Origin of the sequence: Mycobacterium sp. 1245852.3, assembly GCF_001669335.1 — a bacterium.
GTDB lineage: Bacteria > Actinomycetota > Actinomycetes > Mycobacteriales > Mycobacteriaceae > Mycobacterium > Mycobacterium europaeum_A.
The window spans coordinates 1-17,758 of record NZ_LZLL01000307.1 but is presented as its reverse complement, the minus strand read 5'-3'; the positions used below and the strand labels follow the sequence as shown (position 1 = coordinate 17,758).

The following is a 17,758-nucleotide window of genomic DNA, read 5'->3' as shown; positions in this document are numbered from 1 at the left end:
GTTTTAGACGGCACTCACTCCATCAACTGTGCGGCGACGGTCGCGCCGAGCTCCCAGCACGCCTGCAGCTCATCCTTGGTCGGCTTGCCCGAAACCACCACGGTCGCCGCGGCTTTGGACCAACCCAGCCCGGTGGTGATGGTGTCGACGGCACGCTCGGCGCCCTCGGTGCCCTCGTTGCCGTGCAGGTAGAGCCCGAACGGTCGCCCGCGCGTGGAGTCGAGCAATTGGTAATAGGCGCAGTCGAACGCGTGCTTGAGGGCGCCCGAGATGTATCCGAGGTTCGCGGGCGTGCCCAGCAGATAGCCGTCGGCGGCCAGCATCTCGGCCGGCGACACCGTCAGCGCCGGGCGCCGCAGCACGTCCACGCCCTCGATGTCGGGGTCGGTGGCCCCGGAAACCACCGCCTCGAACATCTCGTGGGTATGCGGCGACGGCGTGTGGTGCACGATCAGCAGCGTCTTGCGCGGTGTTTCGTTCACTGGCGGCCCTGCAGCTCGACCGCAGTCCTCATCGCCTCGCGCGCGCGGCGGCGGTCGCCGGCGTAGTCGTACGCGCGGGCCAGCCGATACCAGCGCCGCCAGTCCTCGGGGTGGTCCTGCACTTCGGTGCGCACCGCGGCGAACAGTTCGTCGGCCGCGTCGCGCTGGATGCGGCCCGACGGCCGGCGCGGCAGCGCGCTGGTGTCCAGTTCCATTCCGTCGGCGGCGATCAGCCGGGCCAGCTTCTGGTGCGCGAATCCGGCGCGCAGGGTGGCGATCATCGCCCAGAGCCCGATCACCGGCAGGATCAACACCGCCAGTCCGAGGCCGACGGCCGCGACCCGCCCGGAGCCGATCATCGCGAAGGCGACGCGCCCCAACAGCACGAAGTACACCAACAGCGCGACGCACATGAAGGCGACGAGCAATTGGGTGCGCAGCGCTTTGGTCATGGCAGAGGTCATGGCAGATTCAGGTCATTGCAGATCGAGCAGGGCCTCGAGACCCACCGTGAGGCCCGGGTGTTCCTTGATCCGCCGCACGGCCAGCAGCACACCGGGCACGAACGAGGTCCGGTCGATGCTGTCGTGCCGGATGCTCAGCGTCTCCCCCTCGGTGCCGAGCAGGATCTCCTGATGGGCGACCAGCCCGGCCAGCCGCACCGAGTGCACCGGGATGCCGTCGACGTCCGCGCCACGCGCGCCCGGCAGGCTGGTGCTGGTGGCATCGGGGTTGGGCGGCAAGTCTTTTCGCGACTCGGCGATCAGTTTCGCGGTGCGCGTCGCGGTTCCCGACGGGGCGTCGGCCTTGTGCGGGTGATGCAGCTCGATCACCTCTGCCGAGTCGAAGAAGGGCGCCGCCTGCTTGGCGAAGTGCATCGACAGCACCGCCCCGATCGCGAAGTTCGGCGCGATCAGCACCGACGTGCCCGGGCTGTCGGCGAGCCAATCCTGCACCTGCTGCAGCCGCTCGGCGGTGAAGCCCGTGGTCCCCACGACGGCATGAATTCCGTTGTCTATGACGAACTTCAGATTGTCCATCACCACGTCGGGGTGGGTGAAGTCGATGACGACCTCGGTGTTGCCCCCGGTCAGCAGGCTCATCGGATCACCGGCGTCCACCTCCGCGGACAAGCTCAGATCCTCGGCGGCCTGCACGCCCGCCACCATCGCCGACCCGACCTTGCCCTTGGCTCCCAGCACTCCTACCCGCATGGCCTTCACCCTAGACCGGGACGTTTTCTGCGCCGCGGTGTGCGTCGAGTTGTTGCGTGGCGACTCGACCGTACGTTTTCGCGCGATCAGGTGTGGACGATGAAGCCCGCTTCGGTGTAGGGCGCGGGCTGCTCGGGATCGTTGATCGTGAGGTACAGCTCGCCGGCCGTCGGCATCGCGAAGCCGACAAATCCGTGCGCGGTCTGCCCGTCGTGTAGGCCGCCCGTGACCAGCGGGGGCATCTTGTCGAGCCTGCGGAAGTCGACCGCAAGCGTTGACGGCTGGGGCGCGTCGTCGGGATGGGTCCATGGCTGATTGCCGCCGCCGTATCCGGCGAACATGTAGTGCTGGTCGAGCTTGAAGAACCGGTGGGACGTCGCGGTGATAGTCAGTTCCACCACGTTGCATGCGGAGCCAGGCGTCGGACTCGCGAAATGCGAGGTGCATCCCGGCGGGAACCACGTCGCGCTGTTGACGGTGATGTCGGCGGTCGCGCCGCTGGCCGCCTGCACATGCACGGGCACGCCCATCTGACCGATCGGGAACGGTGCACTGTCTGGCGTGGAGTCGGCCGAACCGGTGGCAGATGAGCATGCGGCGATGGCGGCGATGGCCGTGGCGACCGCGGCTGGCGCAATGACGAATCTCGCGCGCACCACGGGTGGTTACCCGCAGCGCCGTCGCGAAAAACGCTCCGACGCCCACGCGCAATCCGAGTCCGGGGCGCGCTGTGCACAGTTCGAGGTTCATCCACAACCGCGGCGCGATCCGCCTCCCTCGTCGCGCCGCGCCCGTAGCATTCGAACATGCATTCGATCGAGGTCCCCGCTGAGGTGGCCGCCGCGCTGGATGCCCAGGATGCCGCCGATGCGGCGATCCGCGGCCTGGACTTCGACGCGCTGAGCCCCGCAGTCCGGCTGCGCGTGCTCGAACGGATGGAGGCCTCGCGCCGGCGACAGATCGCGGTGAGCCACGACCTGATCGCCGGTTTGGCGGCGGCGGATCCCGCCGACATCGGCGGCCCGGTGCACAAAGTGGTCGCCGACCGGCTGCGGATCAGCTATGCCGAGGCGTGCCGTCGGCTCCGCGACGCCACCGAGCTGTCTCCGCACTTGACCCTCACCGGCGCGGAGCTGCCGCCACAATTGCCGGCTACGGCCGTGGCGTGGCGCGACGGGCTGCTCGACGGTCAGCACCTGCGCGTGATCCAGACGTTCGTCCGGGATCTCCCGGACTCGGTCCCCGCTGCCACGGTGGACGACGCCGAGCGATTCCTGGCCGATCAGGCCCGTCGACTGCGCCCCGATCAGTTGCAGAAGCTCGCACACCAGTGCGCCCTGCGGATCAACCCGGATGGAACGTTCTCCGACGCCGACCGTGCACGCCAGCGCGGGTTCAGCTGGTGCGGCCAACGACCCGATGGGATGAGCATCGGGAAGCTGGTCGCCTCACCCGACCTGCGCGCCAACCTCGACGCATGGCTGTCCAGGTTTGCGGCTCCGGGGATGTGCAACCCCGACGACGAAACGCCTTGCGTTACAGGCCAACCCGATGATGAGCGCGCCCGCCGCGACATGCGCAGTCCCGCCCAGCGCCAACACGACGCACTCAACGCCCTGGTGCGAGGCCAGCTGGGCGATCCGAAACTGGGTCAGCACAACGGATTGCCGGTGACCGTCATCGTGTCGACCACCCTGCAGGAACTGACGGCGGGCGTGGGGCGCGCGGTGACCGGCGGCGGAACGCTGCTACCGATGCGCGATGTGATCCGGATGGCCCGCCACGCCTACCACTACCTCGTCGTATTCGACGAGCACTCTAGCCGCCCACTTATCTCGGCCGGTCGCGGCGCATTGCCACACCGGATCAGCGCATCGTCTTGTACGCGCACGACCGCGGCTGCAGTTACCCCGGCTGCGACGCCCCCGGCTATTGGTGCGAGGTGCATCATTGCGCTGAGTGGGCGGCCGGCGGCACGACGGACGCGAACAACCTCACTTTCGCCTGCGCGCCGCATCACAAGCTGGCCGGAAGAGGCTGGCGGACAAGCAAAACGCCACGAGGCCGCACCCAGTGGATCCCGCCGCCGCAGCTGGACCGCGGCGCGCGCACCAACGACTTTCACCATCCCGAACGCCTCTTCGACGACGGTGCGTCGCCGTGACGGGCCTACTTCTTGAACCGCCCGGCGAATCCGCGCAGCGGCAGGTCGGCGCTGGTGATCAGTCCCGGCGGTGCCGCCACCACCGACTTGATCGAGGCCAGCGCGGGCATGCCGGTGACGGTCATCCCGATCGAGGCGAAGTTGTCCGGGTTGGACAGGTCGACGCCGGGCTTGGGGAAGATCATGTGCTTGTTGTAGATGCACGGATCGCCCTTGATCTGAGTGATGTAGCAGCCCTTGATGTTCCAGCTCGGGTCGGTGTGCGGGGTCATCTGCCATTCCAGGTGCGTCTCGACCCGCGGCACGCCGTCGACCATGCCCTGGTACTTGATGTAGTTACCACCCAGCGAACCCTTGGGCAGCGTGTACCAGCCCAGGTCGACGTCCTTGGTGCACGCGCCGAGCTCGTAGCTGAACTTGACCTCGTCGAGCGTCAGGTCGAAACAGTCGGCCATCATGTACACGCTGTCGGCGAAGACGCGGGTGTACTTCTCGAGCTTCGACGGAATTTCGGGGTCGTCGACCGGCTGGCCGTAACCCACCTCGATCCAGGTGTCCTTGGAGTGGTGGCATGACACATCGACGGACTCGATGGTGGTCACGTTCTCGATGTCGGCGACGTCGGCCGAGCACACCACGCCCAGGATCTGGTTCAGCCCGGGGTTCATCCCGGTCCCGTAAAAGGTTGCGCCGCCCTTCTCGGCGGCCTCCGCCAACAGCTGGGTCACCGGCTTGCCCGAGGGATGCGGGTGATTCTTGTCGCGATGCCAGCCGGTGATCCAGTCGGCTGTGGTGACGATGTTGATGCCGGCCTCGAGCACCTTGACGTAGAGGTCCTCGTCCGGGAACACCCCGTGGAACGTCAGCACGTCCGGCTTGGCGGCGATGATCTCCTCGACCGTCCCGGTGAAGGCCACCCCGTTGGGCGTCAGGCCGGCGAACTCGCCGGTGTCCTTACCGACCTTCTCCGGCGAATAGCAGTGCACGCCAATGAGTTCGATGTCGGGCTGGGTGGCGATCCGCTTGATCATCTCGGTGCCGACGTTGCCGCTTCCAACCTGAAAGACGCGAACCGGTGCTGTACTCATTGCCTTGAGCCTTCCTGCGTTGCGAACGCCTCGGGATAGAACTGCTTGGCCCACTTGCGGATTGCGGTGAAGCCCTCGTACTCGTCGGTGGCCAGCGCGGGCGGGTCCGAATACCGCTGGTGCCGCCAGATCTCGATGTCCTGCTCGAACTGGCGGATGACCTCGCGCCCGAATTCGTCCGCCTTGGTGGCAGCGCGGTCCGGGTCCTTGTGCGGTGTGCGCCCGATGTAGACCATGAAGCGCACATCGGAGGTGAACTCGTCGATCGGCGTGATCGCCGAAATGGTGCGGTTGTCGATCATGCCCCAGCTCTTGGTCACCGCGATGCCCAGACCGCCATTGATGGCTTGCACGCCGCTGTTGACGTCCTCGATCTTCTGCCCGTCGTCGCCCTCGAACGTGATGGTGAAGTCGACGTAGGACACCGGCTCGGCGAAGGCGTGGCGGGTGAACACCGGCACGATCGGGGTGTTGTGCACGAACTTGAAGTGCGCGAAGTCCACCCCGTTCTCCAGCACGTATTGCGGGTGCAGTTCCAGGCTTTCGCGATAGAGCCGCTGCTGCGGATAGTAGTCGTCCGCGCTGCTGCCGTCGCCGAACGCGGTGAACACGTCCGGCACGTCGAAGTAGGGTTCGCGGCGCTCCAGGTCGTGCCAGATGTACACCGACGCGTTGCGCTCCACCACCGGGTAGGTCCGAATGCGGCGGCCGCGGTTGGGCCGGTCCTGGTACGGGATGCAGACGTTGCGACCCTCGGCGCTCCACTGCCAACCGTGGAACGGGCACTGCAGCACCTCGCCGACGACCTTGCCGCCATACCCCAGGTGCGCGCCCAGGTGCTCGCAGTAGGCGTTCATCACCGTGAGCTCGCCGGATGCGGCGCGCCAGGCCACCATCTCCTGGTCGAAGTACTTCATTGTGTGCACGTCGCCGACGCCAATCTCGTCGGACCAGGCGACCTGGAACCAGCCGGTCGGTTTCATCGACAACGGTGGCTTAGCCATCGAGCCCTGCCATGTGAACTGCCCTCCCTCGCGTACGAATGATAAGCCGCCCGTCCCCAAAATCAAAGTACCCTCTATGAAACTCCTCGTCGGACCCGGCCGCAATGGATAAGATCGGCGGATGACCCCTCAGAACAGCGCGGCCGGCGTCGCGGGCCGGCGCCCGAATCGGCGGGGCCATGCGACTCGCGAAAGCATGCTCGAGGCCGCGCTGCGCTCGCTGGCCTCCGGTGAGCCCGGCTCTGTGTCGGCCAACCGCATCGCCAAGGACATCGGCGCGACCTGGGGCGCGGTGCAGTACCAGTTCGGCGACACCGACGGGTTCTGGGCCGCGGTGCTGCACCGCACCGCCGAACGGCGTGCCGCGACGTTCTCCACGCTGTCGACACCGGTCTCGCCGGACGCCCCGCTACGCGAGCGTGTCGGCGCCATCATCGAAACCCTCTACCGCGGCCTGGCCTCGCCGGATTCACGCGCGATCGAGAACCTGCGGGCCGCGCTGCCGCGTGATCCCGACGAGCTCGAGCGGCTTTACCCGCGCACGGCCGCCGAGCTGTTCTCCTGGGGCAAGAGCTGGCTGGAAACCTGCCAGCACGCGTTCGCCGATTTGGCCGTCGATCCGGATCGGGTCCGCGAGGTCGCCGCCCTGATCCCCGGCGCGATGCGCGGGCTGGTGTCGGAACGTCAGCTGGGTTCCTACGCCGACCTCGACATGGCGCGCCGGGGGCTGACCAACGCGCTGGCCGCCTACCTCGAACAGTCCCGGCCGTAAGGCAGCGCCGCCTCAGGCGTCGATGACGATTCGCTCGCCGTCGGCCCGCGAGACGCACACCAGCATGCCGCCCTGCATTTCTTCCGAGCCCGTCGCGGCACGGCCGCGGTGATCCACCTGTCCGGCAAGCACTTTGACCCTGCAGGTCCCGCAGAATCCCTGTCGGCACGAGTAGGGCGTGGTCGGATCCCGATCCAACATGACATCGAGCGCCGTCCGATTCGCCGGCACCGCGAGCACCTGCCGTGATCGCGCAAGCTCCAATTCGAACGGGGCCCCGTCGACGACGGGTGCCGGACTGAACCGCTCGTAATGCAGTGGGGCACCGGCATGTTCGTTGCGGGCGATCCGGACGGCCTCCAGCATGGCGCTGGGCCCGCACACGTAGACGGCGGTCGCCGGTCCCGCTCCGGCCAGCAGCTCCACCACGGTGGCGAAGCGGCCGCGCTCGTCGTCGGCCCACACCGTCACCCGATCCGGCCCCAGCGACACGACCTCGTCGAGCAGCGGCATGTACTCGCGGCTGCGGCCGGAATAGACTGCGCGCCAATCGATGCCGCGCTGCGCAGCCACCCGGATCATCGGCAGGATGGGCGTCACCCCGATGCCACCGATGACGAACAACACCTCGCGCTCGGCGGTGCCGAGGTAGAACGCATTGCGCGGCCCTTCGAACTCGCATGTGTCGCCCACGTCGAAGGACTCGTGCATCTCGATGGATCCGCCTCCGCCGTCGGCGATGCGGCGCACGGCGACCCGGTAATCGGTGCGGCGGCCGGGAGGACCGCACAACGAGTACTGCCGGCGCCGGCCCGAGGGCAGCAGAATGTCGATGTGTCCGCCGGGCGTCCAGGACGGAAGCAACCCCCCGTCGGGGTCGGCCAGGGTCAGCGCGACGACGTCCGGCGCGGCGAGTTCGCGCTTGGTCACCACCGCAGTCATCTTGCGCTGCACGGGCCGCACCCGCGACGGCGACCACCGGGACACCGAGGCGAACCCTTCGAACACCGCCCGCACGCCCCACAACAGCGACCCGAAGCGGTCGTGCTCGCGCCGCCCGTACAGGTCGGCGGGCCTGCTGGCCCAAATGCTTTCCGGCACCGAAACAGTCCCTACTTCTGCCGAATGTCCAAGCGCGCGAACAATCGGATAGCTCCGGGGCTGATGCGCCGCATCGCGTAGCCGATGCGTGACTCCGCGGCGATCGGCAACACAGCCGGACCCGTCTTGACGGCCTTGACGATCGCCTTAGCGGTCGCCTCGGGGGTGAAGTTGCGGCGTCGGTAGGCGGCGTCGGCCTTGCCCCGCGCCCGCTCCTGCTGGTCGGCGGTCATCCCGGCGTAGATGGTGTTCTTGGCGATGTTGGTGTTGACGAATCCCGGGCACACCGCGGTGACGCCGATCCCCTCGTCGGCGAAGTCGGCGCGCAACGATTCGCTGAGCGCCAGCACGGCCGCCTTGGTGGTGCTGTAGGCGACCATGGTTTTCGACGGCAGGAACGCCGCCGCCGATGCCACGTTGATGATCGTTCCGCCCTCGCCGCGCTCGACCATCTGCGCCCCGAACGCCCGGCTGCCCGAGATGACGCCGCGGACGTTGACGCCCATGATGTCTTCCCAATTCGCCGAGCTCGTCTCCAGGAACCGGCCCGCCATGCCGATCCCGGCGTTGTTCACCAGGATGTCGACCACGCCGTGTTCGTTGCGCACCTGCGCGGCAAGGGCGTTCATGGCGGCCTCGTCGCTGACGTCGACCTGGTATACCGGAGCGTCGGCGCACGCGGCGCGCACCGCGTCGGCGGTCTCGTTGGCCGCGGCCAGATCACGATCGACGAGCACGATCTTGCGGGCACCGTGCCGGGCCAGCTCCACCGCCGTGGCCCGGCCGATCCCGGCACCGCCGCCGGTGACCAGGGCCAGTTTGCCGCGCACCTCGCGCCGCTCGCCACGCACCTCGGTCGCACCGGCGCCGGTCGCGCCGGCGACGCTGCGGTCGACCCACTCGGTCGTCAGCCGGGCGATGACGTCGGGGCGTGACGTCACCACCCAGTGCCCACCCTCGATCTCGACCACCCTGCCGCCCTTGGGGATTGCGCCGGTGAACCGCTGCAGCGCGGGGGTCACGAAGACGTCCCGGCGCGGAACCAACGTCTGGACCGCGACGGAGGTCTCGGGGAGCGGGCGGCCGGGCGTCAGCATCGGCGCCGGCATGTTCTGCCGGTACAGATTGAGCCCGTGCACATAATCGGCGATCGAACGCCTGGTGTCGTGGCGCTGGCTGAGCGTGCTCGACCGGCCGATGCTCTCAAGAGCCTCAACGACTTTCACGCCGACCCGCGAGCGAAAGGACAGCTCCGGCACGCCCGGGCACAAAAAGAAAGCGATGTAGCCCGACGAGATCAGTTGCCGGATGACACGGGCCGCCGCGCGCGGGGAGCGCGCCGAGCGCAGGAACGCGCCGGCATAGGTCAGGTGCGGGCCCGAGATCGAGGTGAAGGAAGCGACTTTGCCCATCACCGAGGCGTCGGTGACGGCCGCCCATGCTTGGATCGACCCCCAGTCGTGGGCCAGCAGGTGCACCGGCCCGACGCCGAGGCTGTCGATCACCGCACTGATGTCGCAGACCAGTTGCGCGAAGAGGTATCCGGATCTCTTTGCGGGACGGGCGGATTCGCCGGCCCCGCGCACGTCGTAGGCCACGACGTTGTAGGGCTTGCCGGCCAGCTCGTGCGCCACGCCGTCCCAGACATGGTGGTTATCGGGAAATCCGTGGATCGCCAGGATGGTCGGCCGCGCCGGGTCGATGGCGGTGTACCGGTGCACGGCCAGCGTGACGCCGTCGCTGGCAGTGATGGTCGAGGTGACAGTCATCAGTGCGAGGCGCGCGCGGCGGGTGAGACGGCCAGGTAGTCGACGGCGAGCCCCAGCCCGCCGAGCTGCGAGGGGTGGAAGCCGGGCCGGTAGTAGTTGCCGATGGCGCGGACGAACCGCAGCGGGCCAGGCACCAGGCCGCGGCGCGCGGCGGAGAAGTAGTCGCGCCAGCGCGGCTTGGTGCGCGGCGGCAGCTGGGGATCAAGCGAGTACATGAACCGCACGCCGCGAATCCACAGCAGCAGCATGGCGGGCGTCACGACCAGTTGGGCGCGCACCTGCCGCCAATAGCCGGCCTTTAGGTGCTTCATGGTGTCGAAGGCCACCGCCTTGTGTTCGACCTCTTCGGCGCCGTGCCAGCGCAGCATGTCGAGCATCACCGGATCGGTGCCGATCTGGTCGTGAGCCGGCGAGTCGAGGATCCACTCCCCCAGGATGGCGGTGTAGTGCTCGATGGCCGACACGAGCGAAACCTGCTCGAGCAGCCAGCTCTGCCGGCGGCGCTCGCTCCAGTGCGGCCGGGGCCCCAGCAGCTTGTCGAACAGCCACTTGATCTGGCCGGTGTAGGGCGTCAGGTCGATGTCGCGCGCGGCGAAGTGGGCGAGCACCTTCGCGTGCGCCTGCGAATGCACGGCCTCCTGGCCGATGAAGCCCTGCACATCCAGCCGCAGCTGGTCGTCCTTGATCAGCGGCAGCGTCTGCTTGAACACCTCGACGAAGAACCCTTCGCCGGCCGGCAGCAGCAGGTGCAGCACGTTGAGGACGTGGGTGGCGAACGGCTCACCCGGCACGTAGTGGAACGGCAGCTGCGACCAGTCGAAGTCGACATCGCGCGCCTCGAGCACCAGTCGCTCGTGGTCCAGCGACGCGTCGTGCGGACCCGCTGCCTGGTCGTCGACGGTCAGCATCATGCCCCCTACCTCGGCGTTTAGCCCTCGACCACGGTCTTGCAGTGGGCGCCGCCCGCCTTGCGGCGCGTCCCAAGTATAGGGACGCGACCCAGATATGCGAAACCGCCGGTACTGGGTTCTTTGGCGCGGTTCCTCAGCGGGCCGCGGCGTGCCGGCGCAGGTCGTACTGGCCGGGTTCGGGGTTCGCCAGCATCCGGCGGTGTTCGGCCGGCGTGAGGGGCCACACCTCGGGCACGCCGTCGTTGTTGAGGTACCAGCTGTTGCAGCCGGTGGTCCACACGGTGTCCGGCATCGCGGCGCGCAGCGTCGCGTTGAACCGCTCGGTCGCCGCGGCCGTCGGCTCCACCGTGTCGAATTCACGGCGGCGCCAGCGCTCGATCCAGCCCACGATGTGGTCGGCCTGCGATTCGGCCACCGTCGTCAGCGCCAGGTTCCCCACCGGGCTGTGCGGCCCCAGCATCATGAAGAAGTTGGGGAAGCCGGACAGCGCCACGGTCTGGTAGGCCCGCGGCCCGTCGCGCCAGACGTCGTCGGCGCGGATGCCGTCACGCCCGATCAGCTCCATCGGCCGGAAGAACGCGTGGGTGTCGAACCCGGTGGCGAGCACGATGACGTCCACCTCGTGGAGGACCCCGTCGGCGGTGACGATGCCGCGCTCTTCGACATGGTCGATGCCCGCCGTCACCAGCTCGACGTCGTCGCGCTGCATCGCCCGGTAGAAGCCGTTCGACATCACCAGTCGTTTGCAGGCCGGCGTGTAGTCGGGGGTCAGGGCCCGCCGCAACTCGGGATCGCGAATTTCCCAGAGGCTGGCGCGGCACAGCGCCGCCATGATCTTGCGGCGCAGGCCCGGCTTGGTCAGTCCGACCGCGAAGTAGTCGTAGCCCAGGCTGTAGATGCGGTACGCCAACCCGTCGAGCCACGGCATCTTGCGCCGGGTGATCCCGGTGAAGCCGCTGTAGCGCGGGTTGGCCAGCCGCAGCACCCATTGCGCCGTGCGCTGGAACAGCGTGACCTGGCCGGCCACCCCGGCCAGCCCGCACACCAGCTGCACGCCCGTCGACCCGTTGCCGACCACCGCGACCCGGAGCCCACGCACGTCGACGCCGTGATCCCAGCGCGCCGAGTGAAACACATTGCCGCCGAAGGCATCCAAGCCCGGAATCGTTGGCAGTCGCGGGTGATGCAGCACGCCGGTGGCCGAGATCAAGAAGTCGACCTTGAATTCCTCGCCGGCAGCGGTGCGCACCACCCACCGGCCGTCGTCGAAACGGGCGTGGACGATCTCGGTGCCGAACCGAATCCGCTTCCGCAACCCGTAACGGTCGGCGATGTCACGGAAATAGGCCTGGATTTCGCCGCCGGGCGAGAACAGGTGCGACCAGTCGGGGTTGCGGGCAAAGCTGTATTGGTAGATGCGCGAGGGGATGTCGCAGACCAGCCCCGGATAGGTGTTATCCCGCCAGGTGCCGCCCACGTCGTCGGCCTTCTCATAAACGGTTACATCGCTGATACCGTTGCGCAGCAAGGTGATTGCGACGCACAGTCCGGACATGCCCGCTCCGATGACGGCTACGGCGGGGTCGCGTCGCGTCATCGAAACACTCCGGTGGTTCGTGGGCTAGTCGGTTTCGGCGCGCTGCTTGAGGCGCTGCAGCGTGAGCCGGATGTGCTCAGTGTTGGCGGTCACCCGATCGCTGACGCCGGTGGCCTTGCCGGCGACCTTGCGGAACCACCCGGGCCTGCGGTCCCAGGTGCTTTCGGTGACCTCACATCCGCCGTCGGCCGCGACGATGTCGTATTGCCAGCGGGCGACCGGAAAGATGGTGTGGCTCACGTCGAATGCGAAGCGGCGGCCCGGTTCGGCGTCGGTGACCGTGCACTTGGTGCTCCAGCGCCGGCTGCCGCTGCGGTTGTGGCCGACGAACACCGCGCCCGGCCGCACCGCGTCACCTTTGCGCCATTCCATCGCCACCGCTTCCTCGGCCAGCTCGGCCAGCGTGGGCAGGTCGGTGATGAGCCGGTACACCTCGTCGGGCCGGGCCCCGATCCGCACGGTGGCCGTCACGCACGGGTCACTCATTCGCCGATCATATCCAGCAAACACCCAGCTTTTGCGCCGCTTACGAACTTTCTTCACACTTGACGGTGAACCGGCAACCGAGGGGCGATCATGCGAGTCGGCGTACCGACCGAGACCAAGACCAACGAGTTTCGGGTGGCCATCACCCCCGCCGGTGTCGCCGAGCTGACCCGCCGCGGCCATGACGTGCTGGTGCAGGCCGGCGCCGGGGAGGGGTCGGCGATCTCCGATGCCGAGTTCAAGGCCGCCGGGGCCGAACTGGCGGACACGGCCGAGCAGGTCTGGGGCGATGCCGATCTGCTGCTCAAGGTCAAAGAGCCGGTACCGACCGAGTATGACCTGTTGCGGCGCAACCAGATCCTATTCACCTACCTGCATCTGGCCGCGTCGCGGGCGTGCACCGAGGCGCTGTTGGCATCCGGGACGACGTCGATCGCCTACGAGACGGTCCAAGCCGCCGACGGCACGCTGCCGTTGCTGGCCCCGATGAGCGAGGTCGCCGGCCGGCTGTCGGCTCAGGTGGGCGCCTATCACCTGATGCGGACCCACGGCGGGCGCGGGGTACTGATGGGCGGCGTGCCGGGCGTCAAACCCGCCGACGTCGTGGTCGTCGGCGCGGGGACCGCCGGCTATAACGCCGCGCGGGTCGCCGGCGGGATGGGTGCGGCAGTCACGGTTCTCGACGTCAACATCAACAAGCTGCGGTTGCTCGATGCGGAGTTCGGCGGCCAGGTCCGCACCCGCTACTCGTCGGCCTACGATTTGGAGGGCACCGTCAAGCGCGCCGACCTGGTCATCGGCGCCGTGCTGCTGCCCGGCGCCAAGGCGCCCAAGCTGATCTCGAATTCCCTTGTCTCGCAGATGAAATCGGGCGCAGTGCTGGTCGACATCTCGATCGACCAGGGCGGCTGCTTCGAGGACTCCCGGCCGACCACGCACGATGATCCCACCTTCGCGGTGCACGACACGGTTTTCTACTGCGTGGCGAACATGCCGAGCGCGGTGCCCAAGACCTCGACGGTCGCGCTGACCAACGCGACCATGCCCTACGTGCTGGCGCTCGCCGACCGGGGCTGGCAGGCCGCGTGCCGATCGGATCATGCTCTGGCCAAAGGCCTTTCGACGCACGATGGCGCCTTGCTGTCCGAGCAGGTGGCCACCGACCTCGGCCTGCCGTTCACCGACCCGGCCGGCGTTCTGGGCTAACTGGTGGCCGCGAGGCGGGCGATGATGTCCGCGGCGGGGCCGGCGCACGCGTGCTTGAACGAGGTCCCCGCCCACAGCGCCATCCCGTTGGGGTCTTCCATGGCGGCGGCCGCTTCCCGGATCGGTGAGGTCATCTGGTTGACCTCGGGGTAGCCCAGCGGCGCCACGTGATCGAGCATCCGGGTGAAGTCGTTCTCCAGCCCGCGCGCGTAGCGGCCCGAAAACGCCCGCGTGACAACGGTCGTCGCGAACAGCGGGTTCTTCAGGGCGACGCGGTGCGCCGCGTTGGTGCCCGCCTCGTCGGCCAGCAGCAACGCGGTGCCGACCTGGGCCGCCACCGCTCCCCTGCGCAGCGCCGCCCCGACCTCGTCGGCGGTGCCCAGCCCGCCCGCGGCGACGATCGGGACGTCGTGGGCGTGCCGGATGCGATCGATGAGCTGGTGCAGCGACTCGTTCGCGGGTTCCATGTCGGGGGCGAACGTGCCGCGGTGCCCGCCCGCGGCGGGACCCTGGACCACCAGGCTGTCCGCCCCGGCCGCGACGGCCACTCCCGCTTCGTAGGCCGATGTCACGGTGACCATCACCAGCAGGCCCAGCGCGCCGAGCCGCCGGATCACATCGGGCGGCGGCACACCGAAGGTGAACGACACCAGCTCGGGCCGGACGTCGGCCACCACCTCGAGCTTCTGCTCCCACTCGTCGTCGTCGCCGTGCTGCGGGTGACCCACCTCCACCTGGTAATGCTCGGCGATTTCTTCGAGTTCGGCCGCGTAGTAGTGCAGGGCCACCCAATCTGCGACGCTGGGCTGGGGCACAAACAGGTTCACCCCGAGCGGGCCGGTGGTGGCCTTGCGCGCCGCCGCGATGTCGTCGGCGAACTGCTCGGCGCTGCGGTGCCCGCCGGGGACGAAACCGAGCCCACCCGCATTGGACACCGCCGCGGCCAACGCGGGAGTGCCGGGCCCGCCGGCCATGGGGGCGCCCACGATGGGCACCATGATGTCCCAGAAGCCCAGTACCATTCGGCTAGTCCGTCGACGGCGAGCGCCGGCACGGCGCGAGTGAGGAGGCGGACATTTGAGCTAGCCTACCATCGCCCGAAGTTGTTGGGGCAGTGACCGTTTGGCGGTGTAGGGGCCCAGAACCGCGGCGCCGTAGCGCTGCCCGAGCAGCCGGCGGGCCACCGCGTTGACCTCCTCGACGGTCACCCGATCGATCTGCTGCAGCGTGTGCTCGATGCTGCGGTGTCTGCCGTAGTTGAGCTCGCTGCGGCCCAACCGGCTCATCCGCGAGCTGGAATCCTCCAGGCCGAGCACCAGCCCGCCGCGCAGCGATCCCTTGGCGATGCGGCATTCCGACTCGGTGATGCCGTCGCGCGCCACGGATTCGAGCACGCCGCTGGTCACCGCCATCACCTCGGCAAAGCGTTCCGGCTGGCAGGCCGCATACACCGACAGCGCACCGCTGTCGGCGAAGACGTCCACCGTCGAGTAGACCGAGTAGGCCAGCCCGCGCAGCTCGCGAACCTGCTGGAACAACCTCGAACTCAGGCCACCGCCCAGCGCGGTGTTGAGCACCGACAGCGCCCACCGGTGTTCCCAGCCGCGCCCGGGCGTGCGCACGCCCAGCGACACGTGGGCCTGCTCGGCGTCCCGGTTGCCCAGCATCAGGACGGGACGGCCGGTGACCCGGCCGGACCCCTTGCGCGGCGCGATCGGGTCGCGCCCGCGGACCAGATGCGGCCCGAAGTGCTCGCGCACCAGCGCGACCACCTCGTCGTGGTCGACATTGCCGGCCACCGCCACCACCATCCGCTCCGGCGTGTAGCGCCGGACATGAAACGAGTGCAGCTGGTTTCGCGTCATCGACATCACCGACTGCGCGGTGCCGATGACCGGACGGCCCACCGGATGGTCACCGAAGAGCGCGGACAGGAACATATCGCCGAGGGCGTCCTCGGGGTCGTCGTCGCGCATGGCGATCTCTTCGAGGACCACGTCGCGTTCCAGCTCGACGTCGCTGGCCGCGCAGCACCCGTTGAGCACCACATCGGCGACCAGGTCGACGGCCAGGGCCAGATCACTGTCGAGCACGTGCGCGTAGTAGCAGGTGTGCTCCTTGGCGGTGAACGCGTTCAGCTCTCCCCCGACGGCGTCCATCGCCTGCGCGATGTCCACCGCCGTGCGGCTGGGGGTCGACTTGAACAGCAGGTGCTCGAGGAAGTGCGCGGCCCCGGCCACCGTCGCACCTTCGTCGCGCGAGCCGACGCCGACCCAGACCCCGACCGACGCGGAGCGCACCGAGGGCAGGTATTCGGTGACCACCCGCAAGCCGCCCGGCAGCGTGCTGCGCCGCAGCGCGGCCTGGGGTGCCGATTCCGCCTCAGCGACCTCGCCCCGGCGCAAAGCGCCGGCCCGACCGGGACGCGTCCCGGTCGACGAGTCAGCTGCTCGCCGTCGCGGCATCGGCAGGTGCGGCCGCCGGAGCATCGGCGGGAGCCGAGTTGTCTTCCTCCACCAGAACCAGCGAGATCTTGCCGCGCTTGTCGATGTCGGCGATCTCCACGCGCAGCTTGTCGCCGACGTTCACCACGTCCTCGACCTTGGCGATCCGCTTGCCCTTACCGAGCTTGGAGATGTGCACCAGGCCGTCACGGCCGGGCAGCAGCGACACGAACGCACCGAAATCCGTTGTCTTGACCACGGTTCCGAGGAACCGCTCGCCGACCGTCGGCAACTGCGGGTTGGCGATGGCGTTGATCCGGTCGATCGCGGCCTGCGCCGAGGGCCCGTCGGTGGCGCCGACGAACACGGTGCCGTCGTCCTCGATGGAGATCTGCGCGCCGGTCTCCTCGGTGATCGCGTTGATCACCTTGCCCTTGGGGCCGATGACCTCGCCGATCTTGTCCACCGGGACCTTGATGGTGGTGACCCGCGGCGCGTAGGGGCTCATCTCGTCGGGTGCGTCGATGGCCTCGGCCATGACCTCGAGGATGGTCAGCCGGGCGTCCTTGGCCTGCCCCAGCGCGCCCGCCAGCACCTGCGACGGGATGCCGTCGAGCTTGGTGTCCAGCTGCAGCGCGGTGACGAAGTCCTTGGTGCCGGCGCACTTGAAGTCCATGTCGCCGAACGCGTCCTCGGCGCCCAGGATGTCGGTCAGGGTGACGAAGCGGCGCTCGGTGCGACCGTCGATCTCGACGTCGTCGGAGACCAGCCCCATCGCGATGCCGGCCACCGGCGCCCTGAGCGGCACACCGGCGTTGAGCAGCGACAGGGTGGACGCACAGACCGAACCCATCGACGTCGAACCGTTGGAGCCCAACGCCTCCGACACCTGGCGGATGGCGTAGGGGAACTCCTCGACACTGGGCAGCACCGGAATCAGGGCCCGCTCGGCCAGCGCGCCGTGCCCGATTTCGCGCCGCTTGGGCGACCCGACCCGGCCGGTCTCGCCGGTGGAGAAGGGCGGGAAGTTGTAGTGGTGCATGTAGCGCTTGGAGGTCTCCGGCCCCAGCGAGTCGATCTGCTGGGCCATCTTGACCATGTCGAGCGTGGTGACACCCAGGATCTGGGTCTCGCCGCGCTCGAACAGCGCGCTGCCGTGCGCCCGGGGCACGACGGCGACCTCGGCCGACAGGGCGCGGATGTCGGTGATGCCGCGGCCGTCGATGCGGAAGTGGTCGGTCAGGATGCGCTGGCGGACCAGCTTCTTGGTCAGCGAGCGGAACGCGGCGCTGACCTCCTTCTCCCGGCCCTCGTAGGTCCCAGAATCCCCAGTGAGCCGCGCCAGCACTTCCGCTTTCAGCTCGTCGGTGCGCGCGTCGCGCTCGGCCTTGGCGCCGATGGTCAGCGCCTTGGCCAGCTCGTCGGTGGCCACCGAGGCCACCGAGTAGTAGACGTCGTCGCCGTAGTCGGGGAACACCGGGTACTCACCGGTGGGCTTCGCGGCCGCGTCGGCCAGCTCC

The 17,758-nt window shown here is 68.7% G+C and carries 16 protein-coding genes and 1 pseudogene; 3 read left to right on the top strand and 14 right to left on the bottom strand.

The annotated features are described in order from the left end of the window. Positions 1-14 precede the first annotated feature (14 nt). The 4 genes from A9W96_RS13880 to A9W96_RS13865 form a co-directional block, all read right to left on the bottom strand. Positions 15-416 carry a flavodoxin family protein gene (locus tag A9W96_RS13880; protein WP_066860964.1) on the bottom strand — a complete coding sequence of 134 codons (402 nt, stop codon included), beginning with the start codon at positions 414-416 and terminating at the stop codon, positions 15-17. Positions 417-478: 62 nt separating this feature from the next. Continuing rightward, the gene (locus tag A9W96_RS13875; RefSeq protein ID WP_067140483.1) at positions 479-934 is read right to left on the bottom strand and encodes a hypothetical protein; all 456 of its coding nucleotides are present in this window, start codon (positions 932-934) and stop codon (positions 479-481) included. Positions 935-958: 24 nt separating this feature from the next. Then, on the bottom strand, positions 959-1,696 hold the full coding sequence (gene dapB, locus A9W96_RS13870) for a 4-hydroxy-tetrahydrodipicolinate reductase (protein ID WP_067140533.1): 738 nt from the start codon (positions 1,694-1,696) through the stop codon (positions 959-961). Positions 1,697-1,782: 86 nt separating this feature from the next. Further along, a complete protein-coding gene (locus tag A9W96_RS13865) occupies positions 1,783-2,352 on the bottom strand; it encodes a hypothetical protein (protein WP_066860970.1) in 570 nt (189 codons plus the stop codon). A gap of 150 nt (positions 2,353-2,502) precedes the next feature. Between A9W96_RS13865 and A9W96_RS13860 the strand changes: the two are divergent. Next, positions 2,503-3,860, top strand: a pseudogene (locus tag A9W96_RS13860) (HNH endonuclease signature motif containing protein). Positions 3,861-3,865: 5 nt separating this feature from the next. Here A9W96_RS13860 and A9W96_RS13855 read toward each other — a convergent pair. Beyond that, positions 3,866-4,948, bottom strand: coding sequence for a dihydrodipicolinate reductase (locus A9W96_RS13855; RefSeq protein ID WP_067140479.1), 1,083 nt, complete (start codon positions 4,946-4,948; stop codon positions 3,866-3,868). Continuing rightward, entirely contained in the window at positions 4,945-5,952 is a 1,008-nt protein-coding gene (locus tag A9W96_RS13850) for a Rieske 2Fe-2S domain-containing protein (RefSeq protein WP_067140476.1), read from the bottom strand. The genes A9W96_RS13855 and A9W96_RS13850 overlap by 4 nt, the downstream gene beginning before the upstream one ends. Positions 5,953-6,073: 121 nt before the next feature. Between A9W96_RS13850 and A9W96_RS13845 the strand changes: the two genes are divergently transcribed. Continuing rightward, on the top strand, positions 6,074-6,724 hold the full coding sequence (locus A9W96_RS13845; protein WP_066860894.1) for a TetR/AcrR family transcriptional regulator: 651 nt from the start codon (positions 6,074-6,076) through the stop codon (positions 6,722-6,724). A 12-nt stretch (positions 6,725-6,736) separates the two neighbouring features. On the opposite strand, the gene A9W96_RS13840 is transcribed toward A9W96_RS13845, so the two are convergent. The 5 genes from A9W96_RS13840 to A9W96_RS13820 all read right to left on the bottom strand — a co-directional run bounded on the left by A9W96_RS13840 (position 6,737) and on the right by A9W96_RS13820 (position 12,588). Further along, a complete protein-coding gene (locus tag A9W96_RS13840) occupies positions 6,737-7,825 on the bottom strand; it encodes a PDR/VanB family oxidoreductase (protein WP_067140473.1) in 1,089 nt (362 codons plus the stop codon). Positions 7,826-7,836: 11 nt separating this feature from the next. Beyond that, complete coding sequence (locus A9W96_RS13835; protein ID WP_067140470.1) at positions 7,837-9,594, bottom strand: SDR family oxidoreductase; 1,758 nt, start codon at positions 9,592-9,594, stop codon at positions 7,837-7,839. Further along, positions 9,594-10,505, bottom strand: coding sequence for a metal-dependent hydrolase (locus A9W96_RS13830; protein WP_231999681.1), 912 nt, complete (start codon positions 10,503-10,505; stop codon positions 9,594-9,596). Before A9W96_RS13830 ends, A9W96_RS13835 begins: the two co-directional genes overlap by 1 nt. A 133-nt stretch (positions 10,506-10,638) precedes the next feature. Then, positions 10,639-12,102, bottom strand: coding sequence for an NAD(P)/FAD-dependent oxidoreductase (locus A9W96_RS13825; RefSeq protein WP_067140467.1), 1,464 nt, complete (start codon positions 12,100-12,102; stop codon positions 10,639-10,641). 24 nt (positions 12,103-12,126) lie between these two features. Continuing rightward, positions 12,127-12,588, bottom strand: a complete 462-nt coding sequence (locus A9W96_RS13820; RefSeq protein ID WP_066860903.1) for an SRPBCC family protein — start codon at positions 12,586-12,588, stop codon at positions 12,127-12,129. Between the two features lie 90 nt (positions 12,589-12,678). Between A9W96_RS13820 and ald the strand changes: the two genes are divergently transcribed. Continuing rightward, entirely contained in the window at positions 12,679-13,794 is a 1,116-nt protein-coding gene (ald, locus tag A9W96_RS13815) for an alanine dehydrogenase (protein ID WP_067140464.1), read from the top strand. Here ald and A9W96_RS13810 read toward each other — a convergent pair. The 3 genes from A9W96_RS13810 to A9W96_RS13800 form a co-directional block, all read right to left on the bottom strand. Next, on the bottom strand, positions 13,791-14,816 hold the full coding sequence (locus A9W96_RS13810) for a nitronate monooxygenase (RefSeq protein WP_066860909.1): 1,026 nt from the start codon (positions 14,814-14,816) through the stop codon (positions 13,791-13,793). The genes ald and A9W96_RS13810 overlap by 4 nt on opposite strands. 60 nt (positions 14,817-14,876) lie before the next feature. After that, positions 14,877-16,259 (bottom strand): pitrilysin family protein, encoded by a 1,383-nt coding sequence (locus A9W96_RS13805; protein ID WP_067140527.1) that lies wholly within the window; start codon positions 16,257-16,259, stop codon positions 14,877-14,879. Next, positions 16,237-17,758: polyribonucleotide nucleotidyltransferase (locus A9W96_RS13800; protein ID WP_067140461.1), on the bottom strand; the 1,522-nt coding region annotated here is incomplete at its 5' end. The genes A9W96_RS13800 and A9W96_RS13805, both read right to left, overlap by 23 nt.